Below are 11,569 nucleotides of genomic sequence, written 5' to 3'. Positions count from 1 at the left end.
AAAAAACCCGAAAACCCTGCTGCGGCGCGCGTAGCAGGTGGCTCACCCTTGTGCTAACTTGAAGTACAACCTGAAGAAGACCCGGCCCACAAGGCTGAGGTGTTCCCCATCCCGACAGAAAAGTCTGCCGGGAGCATGTGCAGGCAAAAACAAGATTTTTGGCACGGAGACCACATGAACGCACCCCTACCCGCCGGGCAGCGCCTGCTGCTGGACGATGTTTCCCTGGACGACAAGTACACCCTAGAACGCGGCCGTGTCTTCATGACCGGCATCCAGGCGCTGGTGCGCCTGCCGATGCTGCAACGTCAATACGACCAACGCGCCGGCCTCAACACCGCCGGCTTCATCACCGGCTACCGCGGCTCACCCTTGGGCGCGGTCGACCAGACCGCCGAAAAGGCGCGCAAATACCTGGAAGCGAAGCAGATCAAGTTCCACCCCGGCATGAACGAAGACCTGGCCGCCACCAGCGTATGGGGCACGCAGCAGGTCAATCTGTTCAAGGGCGCGCAATACGATGGCGTGTTCTCGCTATGGTATGGCAAGGGGCCCGGCGTGGACCGCTGCGGCGATGTCTTCAAGCACGCCAACATGGCCGGCACCTCCAGGCATGGCGGCGTGCTGGTGATTGCCGGCGATGACCACGCTGCCAAATCCTCCACCGCGGCTCACCAGAGCGAACACATCCTCAAGGCCTGCGGTATTCCGGTGCTCTATCCATCCTCGGTGCAGGAGTATCTCGACTACGGCCTGCATGGCTGGGCCATGAGCCGTTATACCGGCTTGTGGGTGGCGATGAAGTGCGTGACTGACCTGGTCGAGTCGGGCATGTCGGTGATGATCGATCCGGAGCGCGTGCAGATCCAGCTGCCGGCAGATTTCGAACTGCCACCCGATGGCCTCAACATCCGCCAACCGGATACCGTGCTAGGTCAGGAAGCACGGATGATCAACTACAAGTGGTATGCCGCGCTGGCCTACGCGCGCGCCAACAAACTGAACCGCATCATCTGGGACAGTCCCCGCGCACGCATCGGCATCATCACCGCCGGCAAGTCCTACCTCGATACGCGCCAGGCGCTGGAAGACCTGGGCATCGATGAACAGGCTGCACGCGACATCGGCATCCGCCTCTACAAGGTCGGCATGACCTGGCCGCTGGAAGCCGAGGGCGTGCGTGAATTCGCCCAGGGCCTGGATGAAATCCTGGTGGTCGAGGAGAAGCGCCAGATCCTCGAATACCAGTTGAAGGAAGAACTCTACAACTGGCGCGACGACGTGCGTCCCCGCGTGGTCGGCAAGTTCGATGACACCGGCGAGTGGAGCGGTTCGCAGCGCGAAGGCCACGGCAACTGGCTGCTGCCCGCGACCTATGAATTGAACCCGGCGCAGATCGCCCGCGCCATCGCTACCCGCATCTCGCGCTACTTCGCGGGACACCCGGTGGAGCAGCAGGTGCGCGCCCGCGTGGCCTACCTGGAAGCCAAGGAAGCCACGCTCAACATCAGCAGCAAGCCTGATCCCGACAAGGACCGCATCCCGCATTTCTGCTCCGGCTGCCCGCACAATACCTCCACCAAGTTGCCCGAGGGCAGCCGTGGCCTGGCCGGCATCGGTTGCCATTACATGGTGACCTGGATGGACCGCGAGACCAAGCTGTTCACCCACATGGGCGGCGAAGGCGTGACCTGGGTCGGCCAGGCGCCCTTCACGGATGAAAAGCATGTCTTCGCCAATCTGGGCGATGGCACCTACTTCCACTCGGGTTTGCTGGCGGTGCGCGCCTCGGTCGCGGCCAAGGTCAACATCACCTACAAGATCCTCTACAACGACGCCGTGGCGATGACCGGCGGGCAGGAGTTCGATGGACCGCTCGACCCGGCCATGATCTCGCGCCAGCTGGCGGCGGAAAACGTGCGTCCCATCATCGTGGTCACCGACGAACCGGACAAGTATCCAGTGGGGACCCAATGGGCCGAAGGCGTCACCATCCGCCATCGCAGCGAACTCGACGCCGTGCAGCGCGAGCTGCGCGAACAGCCGGGCGTGTCCGCCATGATCTATGACCAGACCTGCGCCTCCGAAAAGCGTCGTCGCCGCAAACGCAATGCCTATCCCGATCCCGCCAAGCGCGCCGTCATCAATGAGGCCGTGTGCGAAGGCTGCGGCGATTGCAGCGTGCAATCGAACTGCCTTTCGGTAGAACCGCTGGAAACCGAATTCGGTCGCAAGCGCCAGATCAACCAGTCGTCCTGCAACAAGGATTATTCCTGCGTCAATGGTTTCTGCCCCAGCTTCGTGACGGTGGAAGGCGGGCAACTGAAGAAGCCGGCCCGCGCCCAGGCTGACGTCGGCCCGGCCCTGCCCAGCCTGCCCGAGCCGGTGCTGCCGGGCTTGGCGCAGCCCTATGGCATTCTGGTCACCGGCGTGGGCGGTACCGGTGTCATCACCATTGGCCAGATCATCGCCATGGCCGCCCACGTCGAAGGACGCGCCTGTTCGGTGCTGGACATGAGCGGCCTGGCGCAGAAGGGCGGCCCGGTGATGTCGCACGTACGCGTGGCCGAGGATGCGGCGCACATCCATTCGACCCGGGTGGGAACCGGCATGGCCGATCTGGTCATCGGCTGCGACGTGATCGTCACCGCCAGCCGCGATGCACTCTCACGCATGGGTGAAGGACGCACGCACGCAGCCGTCAATTCGACCCAGATGCCGACAGCGGCCTTCGTGCGCAATCCGGACTGGCAATTCCCCACCGCCTCCAGCGAGGGCGAGATTGCGCGCGCCTGCGGGCGTGACAACCTGTCGCTGGTCGATGCCGGTCGCATCGCCACGGCGCTGATGGGCGACGCCATCGCGACCAACATGTTCATGCTGGGCTATGCCTGGCAAAAGGGCTGGGTGCCGCTGTCGGAAGCAGCGCTGCTGCGCGCCATCGAACTCAACGCATTGCAGGTCGAGTTCAACAAGCAAGCCTTCGCCTGGGGCCGGGCTGCCGCCCATGACGTGGCGTTCGTGCTGGCCGCAGCTGGCCGCAATGGCATGAGCGCGCAGGTGATCGAGTTCAAGCGCACGCCCACCCTGGATGAACTGGTGGAGCGCCGCGTGGCCTTCCTGACCGACTACCTGAACGCCGCCTATGCGCGCAGCTATCGCGATTTCGTCGAGCAGGTGCGGGCGCGGGAAAGCGCCTTAGGCGAAGCAGGCCGTGGCCTCAAGCTCAGTCGTGCGGTGGCCAGTTATCTCTTCAAGCTCATGGCCTACAAGGATGAATACGAAGTCGCCCGCCTGCATGCCGATCCGGCCTTCCGGGCCAAGATCGCCGGCATGTTCGAAGGTGACTACAAGTTACGCTTCCACCTTGCCCCACCGCTGTTGGCCAAGCGCGATGACAAGGGCCATCTGCGCAAGCAGGCCTTCGGCAGCTGGATGATGCCGGTCTTTGGCGTGCTGGCCAGGCTGCGCTTCCTGCGCGGCACGGCCTTGGATCCCTTTGCTTATACCGAGGAGCGCCGGCAGGAGCGTGCGCTGATCACCGAGTATCGTGCGACGCTCTCGCGCTTGCTGGATCGGCTCACGCCCGAGAACCTGGAGCAGATCACCGCCGTGGCCCGCATTCCGGAAGAGATCCGCGGCTATGGTCACGTCAAGGAGCGCCATCTGAAGGCCGCCATGGAAAAGCAGGCAGCCCTGCTGGCGCAACTCGGCCAGGCAGCGGCACAAACTCAGCCGCAATCACCGCCAGGAGGCGGCCAGCAAGCTGCCTGAACGCAGCCGGCGGGTCAGCCCAGGCGGGCGCCGCTGACCCGCTCGATGCCGGCCAGGTCGCGCCAGCTTTGTACTTCGCGCCAGCCACCGCCGGTGAGCAGGGCGCGTACGGCGGCAGCCTGGTCGTAGCCGTGCTCCATCAGCAGCCAGCCGCCGGCCTTGAGATGGGCCGGTGCGCCTTCGATGATGGTGCGCAGGTCCGACAGGCCATCGGCATGGTCGGTGAGCGCATCGACGGGTTCGAAGCGCAGGTCGCCTTGCGAGAGGTGGATGTCGCCGGCGACGATGTAGGGTGGGTTGGAGACGATCAGGTCGAATGCTTGGTCTGCGTCGAGCGCGCCATACCAGTCACTTTCCAGCAGCCGCACGCGCACCTGGTGCGTGCTGGCGTTTTCTCTTGCGATGGCCAACGCGGCGGGGCTGGCGTCCAGCGCCGTGACCTGGGCGTCCGGGCGCGTATGGGCGATTGCCACGGCGATGGCGCCGGAGCCGGTCCCCATATCGAGGGCGCTACCGCCCTGGGGCAGCCGTTCCAGCGCCAGCTCCACCAGCAGTTCGGTATCCGGGCGCGGGATCAGCACGTCCGGCGAGACGCGCAAATCCAGTCCATAGAATTCACGCTGTCCGACGATGTAGGCGATGGGCTCGCCGCGCAGACGCCGCGCCAGCAGCGCTGCGAGCGTCTCGGCTTCGGCGGCGCTGAGCTGGCGCTCGGACTGGGTGATGAGCTGCACCCGCGTCAGGCGCAGGGCGTGGCATAGCAGGATGCGGTTTTCCAGCGGGTCCAGCGGGGCGGTCTTGAGCACCGTGGCCAGCGTGCAGCCCGCATAGGAGGGCAGGATGGGCATTACTTCCAGATCGTGGTGCGCGGCGCCCGGCGCAGCATCTGCACGATCAGCACCAGCGCCAGCACCGCGAACCAGATCAGCGACCAGGTCGGGATCTGCAATCCGAAGACCGGCGGCCAGGGCGCCGAGCAAAAGCCGTCAGCGGTAAACATCTGCGGCCACAGCTTGGCCGTGGGCAGCTGGTTCAACGCCGTTTCCAGCGGATCGGTGGTGCAGGAGACGCCCGGATGCGCCTTCACATATAGATGCCAGATCGCCGTGCCCGCGCCGCCCAGCGCCGCCAGGGCGGCCAGGGCCGCGCTGGCGCGCCGCGCCGCTTCCGGCAGGAAGGCGCCGATCAGCGCAAAGGCCGCTACCAGCACGAACATGTAGCGCTGGATCACGCACAGCGGGCAGGGCTGCATTTCTTCCACGATCTGCAGGTACATGGCAAAGCCCAGCAGGGCGATGCAGACCAGGGCGACCAGCAGGAAAACCGGTTTGGATGATTTCATGTTCTTTCTCTGTCTTTTTCGTCAATGGAATAGCCCCGACCGCCAGCCAGGCCATGACGGGATTGTAGTAGACACCCGTCCCGGCTGCATCTTGCCCCCTCAGGCAGTACCGCTGGGTCCGCGTACGAGTCTCTGAACCGCTGTCCCCCCCTTGGTTCCTGGCTTCAGTCGTCGCCCAGTTGCGCCAGCAGCTCGGCCTGGTGCTCGGTGATCAGGGCATTGGTCAGTTCATCGAGGTCGCCATCCATGATGAAGTCCAGCTTGTAGAGCGTCAGGTTGATGCGGTGATCGGTCATGCGTCCCTGCGGGAAATTGTAGGTGCGGATGCGCTCGCTGCGGTCGCCCGAGCCGATCAGCGACTTGCGCGTGGCCGCTTCCTCGGATTGCTGTTGACGCAATTGCACGTCCTTGATGCGCGCGGCCAGCACCTTCATGGCCTGGGCCTTGTTCTTGTGCTGGCTGCGATCATCCTGGCATTCCACCACGATGCCGGTGGGCAGGTGGGTGATGCGCACGGCCGAATCGGTCTTGTTGATGTGCTGCCCGCCGGCCCCGGAGGCGCGGTAGGTATCGATGCGGATGTCGGCCGGGTTGATTTCCACGTCACCGACCTCGTCGGCCTCGGGCATCACCGCCACCGTGCAGGCCGAGGTATGGATGCGGCCCTGGGTCTCGGTGGCCGGCACGCGCTGCACGCGGTGGCCGCCCGACTCGAACTTCAGGCGCGAGTACGCACCCAGGCCCACGATGCGGGCGATCACTTCCTTGTAGCCGCCCAGTTCGGATTCGGACGCCGACACGATCTCGACCTGCCAGCGCTGACGCTCGGCATAGCGGGTGTACATGCGCAGCAGATCGCCAGCGAACAGCGCTGACTCGTCGCCGCCCGTGCCCGCGCGGATTTCCAGGAAGATGTTGCGCTCGTCGTTGGGGTCCTTGGGCAGCAGCATCTTTTGCAGGTCCAGCTCCAGGCCTTCCATGCGCGCCTTGGCGCCGTCGATCTCTTCCTGGGCGAAGGCCTTCATGTCGGGATCGGCCAGCAGTTCCTGGGCCGTGCGGATGTCTTCGGCGGCCTGCACATATTCGTGATACAGCGCCACCAGCGGGCCGAGTTCGGCATGTTCGCGGGTCATCTTGCGGAAGTTGTCCATGCTGGCAGTGGCGTCTTCCTGGGCCAGCAGGCTGTTGAGCTCTTCCAGCCGCTCGGCGAGCTGGTCGAGTTTGGCGAGCATCGATGGTTTCATGGCTATTCGAATCCGGTAACAAGGGAAGGACAAGGGAGGACAGCGGCGGCCGGCAAGTTGCGGCGCAGGGGGCCGGCCACGCGCGGTGGCCGACGAGAGGGGGAATCGCTAACGCTTGGCGCGGAACAGCTGCGGCAGCAGCGCCGCCAGCTGGCTGCGCTGCTCGCCCTGGGCGTGGTGCAGGGCCTGTTGCGGGCCGTGCAGGAACTTGGCGGTCAGGCCGCGCGAGAGCGCATCCAGCACCGCTTCCACATCCTCGCCCTTGGCCAGCATGCGGCGGGCGCGTTCCAGTTCGGCCAGGCGCAGGGCCTCGCCGGTTTCGTTGAGGTCCTGGATCAGCGGCACCATGGCGCGGCTGTCGATCCAGTGCATGAAGGACTGCACCCGCGTCTCGATGATGGCTTCGGCCTGGGCCACCGCCGCCTGGCGGTTTTCCACGCCGGTCTGCACCACCGAGGCCAGATCGTCCACGGTATAGAGGAAGACGTCGTCCAGACGGCCGACTTCGGCCTCGATGTCGCGCGGCACCGCCAGGTCCACCATGAAGATGGGTTTGTGGCGACGCGCCTTCACCGCCCGCTCCACCAGCCCCAGGCCAATGATGGGCAGCGACGAGGCCGTACAGGAGACCACGATGTCGAACTGCGCCAGCTGCGCCGGCAGGTCGGCCAGGCGGATGGCCTTGCCGTTGAAGCGATGGGCCAGGGTTTCGCCGCGCTCCATGGTGCGGTTGGCCACGGTCAGGGTCTTGGGATTCTGCGCCGCGAAGTGGGTCGCGCACAGCTCGATCATTTCACCTGCGCCGATGAAGAGCACGTTCTGGCCCGAGATCGAATCGAAGATGCGTTGCGACAGCCGCACCGCTGCCGCCGCCATGGACACGCTGTGCGCGCCGATCTCGGTGGTGCTGCGCACTTCCTTGGCCACCGCGAAGGTGCGCTGGAACAGCTGGTGCAGGTAGGTGCCCAGGCCGCCGGCGGCATCGGCCTGGCGCACGGCGTCCTTCATCTGGCCCAGGATCTGCGGCTCGCCCAGCACCATCGAGTCCAGTCCGGAGGCCACGCGGAAGGCGTGGCGCACGGCGTTGTCCTGGGGCAGGGAATACAGGTAGGGACGCAGATCGGCGTAGGGGATGTGGTGATAATCGGCCAGGAACTGCGCGGTGCGGTCGATGGCGAACTCTACGCCATCCTTGCCGGCTGCCGCAGCCGCATACAGCTCGGTGCGGTTGCAGGTGGACAGGATGGCGGCTTCGCCCGAGGCCACGATCTTGTCGTGGCCGCCAAACCATGCGCGCGCCGACGCCACCGCCTGGCCGATCTGGTCAGCGGGGAAAGCCACTTTCTCGCGCAGCGAGACCGGCGCGGTAGTGTGGTTGAGTCCGACGGCAAGCAAATGCATGGAGTACGCGGCAGCAGGGCCGTTGAGCAGGGATGGTGCAGATTCGGGCGGAAAAATGGACAGATTCAGCCCCGGTTTTGGGAACAATTATACTCTTTGCCCGATTTCCGGTTGGGGCCGGTGCGGGAGAAAGCATCGTGGTCCCTGATATGGATCAGTGTTGCCCCCCGCGTCATGGCGCTGCTGCAACACCCTGCGGGGCCTCAGTCCAGCCGTTCAAGCTGGTAGCCATAACCATAGACGGTCGCCAGCCGGTAGCCGTGGCCAGGTTGCAGGCCGAGCTTGGTGCGCACCCGCGAGACATGGGTGTCGATGGTGCGGGTGGGCAGTTCGGGCTCGGCGCCCCACACCTTTTCCTGCAGGAAGGCGCGCGACAATGGCCGGCCCAGGTTCTGCAGGAACAGCAGCGCCAGCTCGGCCTCCTTGCGGGTCAGGCTGGCCTCCAGCTCCGGGCGCTGCGGATGCGTTACGCGCAGTCGCGCCAGGTCCAGCAGGAAGCCGCCGGCCGCGATGACCCGTGTCTGGGCCTCTGCCGGCTCGGCGGTGCGCATGAGCAGATCCATCCGCAGGGCCAGTTCCTGGCGTCGCAGCGGCTTGACCAGCAGTTCCTGCGCGCCCGCCTGGCGCAACGCCCACAGCCAGTCCTGGTGCGCCGGCGTGGCCAGCAGCAGCACCGCCGGTGCCGGCCCCGTCGCCAGTGGCGGGCGTAGGCGGCGTACCAGTTCGACCAGTTCATCGGCCTGCGGCAGCAGGTCATCCAGATCCAGCACCAGCAATTGCGCCCCGTCGGCGCTCAGCGAGGTCAGCTCCTCAAGGCTGGTGCAGTGCGTGCAGTCATGTGGATAGCCCAACTGGCTGACCAGGCTCACGGTATCGGCATCGGAACTGAGCAGGCCTATCTTCATGGCGGCAGGCGCGGGCAAGGGAGAGGAGCAATAACGGAAATCACCGGAGTAAGGTCAATAGCGGCAGACAAAGCAAAGGGCAGCCGGGGCTGCCCTTGCCAGAGATCACGCCACCGCGCAGGCAGCCTCAGGCGGCCGGGACGTCGCTGTCGGGCAGCACCACGTTCACGTCCAGCACCTCCAGGTTGCCCTGGCGGTCCAGCGAGATCTTGATGTCGTCGGCGTTGACCTTGGTGTACTTGGAGATCACCTCGATGAGTTCCTTGTGCAGCGCCGGCAGGAAGTCCGGCCCCTGGCGACCATTGGATCGTTCGCGGGCGATGATGATCTGCAGCCGCTCCTTCGCCGCCACCGCGCTCTTGGGCTTGCTGGGGAACAGGAAAGAAAGCAGGGACATGTCACTTACCTCCGAAGATGCGCTGCAACAGACCCGGCTTTTCGTAGGTGGTGAAACGCAGTTCGACGGTCTCGCCGAGGAAGCGCGACACCACGTCCTGGTAGGCCTGGGCCACGTCGGTATCCTTCAGGTGGATGGCCGGAGAGCCCTGGTTGGACGCCTGCAGCACCGATTCCGACTCCGGGATGATGCCGATGAGCGGAATGCGCAGGATTTCCTGGACGTCGGTATAGGACAGCATCTCACCGTCTTCCACGCGCTTGGGCGAGTAGCGGGTAATGAGCAAGTGTTCCTTGACCGGCTCGCCGCCGGCGGAAGCGCGGCGCGACTTGGCCTGGATGATGCCGAGGATGCGGTCGGAGTCGCGCACCGAGGACACTTCCGGGTTGGTCACCACCACCGCTTCGTCAGCAAAGGTCAGGGCCATCACGGCGCCATGCTCGATGCCGGCGGGGGAGTCGCAGATGATGTAGTCGAAGTCCATCTTGGAGAGGTCGTTCAGCACGCGCTCCACGCCTTCTTCGGTCAGGGCGTCCTTGTCGCGGGTCTGCGAGGCCGGCAGGATGAACAGGTTGTCGCAGTGCTTGTCCTTGATCAGGGCCTGGTTCAGCGTGGCTTCCTTGTTGATCACGTTGATCAGGTCGTAGACCACGCGGCGTTCGCAGCCCATGATCAGGTCCAGGTTGCGCAGACCGACGTCGAAGTCGATCACGGCCGTCTTGTGGCCGCGCATGGCCAGGCCCGATGCGAAACTGGCGCTGGACGTCGTTTTGCCGACGCCGCCCTTACCCGAAGTCACAACGATGATTTTTGCCACGAAAAACTCCTTAAGAAGAACAGTACGCCGGCTTGGTCCGGCTGGATTCGTTTGAATGCTTTAAATGATTTACACCAGAGTCTTACCACGACGACATCGGCAGCACGTCGATACGTTCGCCTTGCAGGCGCACCTGCACCTGCTTGCCCGCCAGCTCCGGAGCATGACCGTTCTCGAAGGTCCGATAGACCCCGGCAATGGAAACCAGTTCCGCTTCCAGCGATGCGGCGAAGATGCGCGCCGCGGTATTGCCCGAAGCGCCGGCCAGCGCACGCCCGCGCAGCGGCGCGTAGACGTGGATGCAGCCGTCGGCGATCAGTTCGGCGCCATTGTTGACCACCGCCAACACCACCAGGTCAGCGCCGCGCGCATAGATGCGCTGGCCGGCGCGCACCGGGGTGTCGATGACCACCGTATTGGCGGCCGGTGCCGCAGCAGCGGGCTGGGCTGCCGCAGTGGCAGGGGCGGGCGTCGGGGCGGCGGCCTGGACCGGCGCCGGTTCCGCTTCCTGGGCGGCGGCTTGCTGGGCGCGGGCATTGGCCGCGCCAGCCCCGGCCACGGCCGAGGTATCGATGGCCAGGCCATGGGCGACGATGCCCTCGTGCAACGCTTGCGGAGCATTGCGCACGGCCACGGTATTCAAGCGGAAGCGCTTGAACAGCGCCACCACGGCGCTCCAGTCGATGCCTGCGGCAGCGTCGGCCTCCAGCGTGCCGATGTCGAGCACGGCGAATTCGTCCTCGAAGAAATCCGCCACCCCGCCCGTCATTTCCTTCAGGGCCTGTTCCAGCGAAGTCGGATCGGTTTCATGCAGAATTGCCGAAATGGCAACCACTGTGGAAATTTTTATTTCGATCGGTTTGCGCGCTTTTTGCATAAATCCTGTAGTTCAATGCGGCGGAAAGTGAACGAAAACGCCATTCCTCCGCCCGGTTTGGCTGTGCATTATACAGGCAGGATGCGGCTGTGATAGCGCTGGAGCGGGGTTTTCGGCGTGCTCGGATCAGGCTTGTTTCGACGCAGCCGCGGCGTTTGTTGGAATATTGCAGTGTTGCAAGCAAGGCAACCGGAAAAATTTATTGTAAATAGTATCGCTACGCGATACATTTGGGCAATGATCAAGAATTTCCGACACAAAGGGCTGCAACGTTTCTTTGAGACGGGCAGCAAGGCTGGCATTCAGGCTGCTCATGCGGGCAAGCTCAGGCTGCAGCTGGCCGCGCTGGACCAAGCCACCCAACCGGAAGATCTTTCTGCGCCCGCATGGGCGCTGCATCCACTAAAAGGTGAGCTCAAGGGGCTATGGGCGATCACCGTCAACGGCAATTGGCGGCTGATATTCGCTTTCGAGGGGAAGGACGCGGTACTGGTGGATTACCGCGACTATCACTGACAATCAATGGAGGTCCAACGTGAATCGCATGTTCAACCCACCTCACCCTGGCGAGGTGTTGAGGGAATACCTGGGTGAAATGACCGTGACCGAAGCCGCCATGCGGCTTGGCGTCAGTCGCGTCACCCTGCAACGCATCGTCAACGGCGCAGCTGGCATCTCGCCGGATATGGCCTATCGCCTGGCGGCTGCCTTTGGCACCAGTCCCGAACTGTGGGCCGGGATGCAGCTGCAATACGATCTGCATGCCGCCAGCAAGCTGGAGCGCCCACCCATCGAGCGCATCACTGCCTGAG

General features: G+C 64.6%; 11 protein-coding genes. 3 read left to right on the top strand and 8 right to left on the bottom strand.

The window, feature by feature from the left end; translation table 11 throughout:
- The first annotated feature begins 174 nt into the window (after positions 1 to 174).
- The gene (locus ACP92_RS21330; RefSeq protein WP_013236203.1) at positions 175 to 3,774 is read left to right on the top strand and encodes an indolepyruvate ferredoxin oxidoreductase family protein; all 3,600 of its coding nucleotides are present in this window, start codon (positions 175 to 177) and stop codon (positions 3,772 to 3,774) included.
- A 14-nt stretch (positions 3,775 to 3,788) separates the two neighbouring features.
- Here ACP92_RS21330 and prmC read toward each other — a convergent pair whose 3' ends face one another.
- From prmC to minC, 8 genes are all read right to left on the bottom strand, one after another.
- Positions 3,789 to 4,622 carry a peptide chain release factor N(5)-glutamine methyltransferase gene (gene prmC / locus ACP92_RS21325; RefSeq protein ID WP_013236202.1) on the bottom strand — a complete coding sequence of 278 codons (834 nt, stop codon included), beginning with the start codon at positions 4,620 to 4,622 and terminating at the stop codon, positions 3,789 to 3,791.
- The gene (locus ACP92_RS21320) at positions 4,622 to 5,116 is read right to left on the bottom strand and encodes a disulfide bond formation protein B (protein WP_013236201.1); all 495 of its coding nucleotides are present in this window, start codon (positions 5,114 to 5,116) and stop codon (positions 4,622 to 4,624) included. The genes prmC and ACP92_RS21320 overlap by 1 nt, the downstream gene beginning before the upstream one ends.
- Positions 5,117 to 5,280: 164 nt before the next feature.
- Complete coding sequence (gene prfA, locus ACP92_RS21315) at positions 5,281 to 6,360, bottom strand: peptide chain release factor 1 (protein ID WP_013236200.1); 1,080 nt, start codon at positions 6,358 to 6,360, stop codon at positions 5,281 to 5,283.
- A gap of 108 nt (positions 6,361 to 6,468) precedes the next feature.
- The gene (gene hemA / locus ACP92_RS21310; RefSeq protein WP_013236199.1) at positions 6,469 to 7,761 is read right to left on the bottom strand and encodes a glutamyl-tRNA reductase; all 1,293 of its coding nucleotides are present in this window, start codon (positions 7,759 to 7,761) and stop codon (positions 6,469 to 6,471) included.
- A gap of 203 nt (positions 7,762 to 7,964) precedes the next feature.
- Positions 7,965 to 8,666 (bottom strand): response regulator transcription factor, encoded by a 702-nt coding sequence (locus tag ACP92_RS21305; protein WP_013236198.1) that lies wholly within the window; start codon positions 8,664 to 8,666, stop codon positions 7,965 to 7,967.
- A gap of 127 nt (positions 8,667 to 8,793) precedes the next feature.
- The gene (gene minE, locus ACP92_RS21300) at positions 8,794 to 9,063 is read right to left on the bottom strand and encodes a cell division topological specificity factor MinE (protein ID WP_006465131.1); all 270 of its coding nucleotides are present in this window, start codon (positions 9,061 to 9,063) and stop codon (positions 8,794 to 8,796) included.
- A gap of 1 nt (position 9,064) precedes the next feature.
- Entirely contained in the window at positions 9,065 to 9,880 is an 816-nt protein-coding gene (minD, locus tag ACP92_RS21295) for a septum site-determining protein MinD (protein WP_013236197.1), read from the bottom strand.
- An 82-nt stretch (positions 9,881 to 9,962) separates the two neighbouring features.
- On the bottom strand, positions 9,963 to 10,757 hold the full coding sequence (gene minC, locus ACP92_RS21290; RefSeq protein WP_048348632.1) for a septum site-determining protein MinC: 795 nt from the start codon (positions 10,755 to 10,757) through the stop codon (positions 9,963 to 9,965).
- Between the two features lie 237 nt (positions 10,758 to 10,994).
- Between minC and ACP92_RS21285 the strand changes: the two genes are divergently transcribed.
- Together ACP92_RS21285 and ACP92_RS21280 are read left to right on the top strand one after the other, a co-directional pair.
- Positions 10,995 to 11,273, top strand: a complete 279-nt coding sequence (locus tag ACP92_RS21285; protein ID WP_041312325.1) for a type II toxin-antitoxin system RelE/ParE family toxin — start codon at positions 10,995 to 10,997, stop codon at positions 11,271 to 11,273.
- Between the two features lie 19 nt (positions 11,274 to 11,292).
- Positions 11,293 to 11,568 (top strand): HigA family addiction module antitoxin, encoded by a 276-nt coding sequence (locus ACP92_RS21280; RefSeq protein ID WP_013236194.1) that lies wholly within the window; start codon positions 11,293 to 11,295, stop codon positions 11,566 to 11,568.
- The last annotated feature ends 1 nt before the right edge of the window (position 11,569 follow it).

The organism is Herbaspirillum seropedicae (assembly GCF_001040945.1).
Taxonomy (GTDB): Bacteria; Pseudomonadota; Gammaproteobacteria; order Burkholderiales; family Burkholderiaceae_D; genus Herbaspirillum; species Herbaspirillum seropedicae.
This window is presented reverse-complemented; position numbering and strand designations above follow the sequence as displayed.

What these genes read in the sequence shown, in the direction of transcription:
- ACP92_RS21305 (WP_013236198.1), bottom strand. Translation starts at nt 8,666, where the DNA reads ATGAAGATAGGCCTGCTCAGTTCCGATGCCGATACCGTGAGCCTGGTC.
- ACP92_RS21320 (WP_013236201.1), bottom strand. Translation starts at nt 5,116, where the DNA reads ATGAAATCATCCAAACCGGTTTTCCTGCTGGTCGCCCTGGTCTGCATC.
- hemA (WP_013236199.1), bottom strand. Translation starts at nt 7,761, where the DNA reads ATGCATTTGCTTGCCGTCGGACTCAACCACACTACCGCGCCGGTCTCG.
- ACP92_RS21330 (WP_013236203.1), top strand. Translation starts at nt 175, where the DNA reads ATGAACGCACCCCTACCCGCCGGGCAGCGCCTGCTGCTGGACGATGTT.
- minC (WP_048348632.1), bottom strand. Translation starts at nt 10,757, where the DNA reads ATGCAAAAAGCGCGCAAACCGATCGAAATAAAAATTTCCACAGTGGTT.
- ACP92_RS21285 (WP_041312325.1), top strand. Translation starts at nt 10,995, where the DNA reads ATGATCAAGAATTTCCGACACAAAGGGCTGCAACGTTTCTTTGAGACG.
- prfA (WP_013236200.1), bottom strand. Translation starts at nt 6,360, where the DNA reads ATGAAACCATCGATGCTCGCCAAACTCGACCAGCTCGCCGAGCGGCTG.
- minE (WP_006465131.1), bottom strand. Translation starts at nt 9,063, where the DNA reads ATGTCCCTGCTTTCTTTCCTGTTCCCCAGCAAGCCCAAGAGCGCGGTG.
- prmC (WP_013236202.1), bottom strand. Translation starts at nt 4,622, where the DNA reads ATGCCCATCCTGCCCTCCTATGCGGGCTGCACGCTGGCCACGGTGCTC.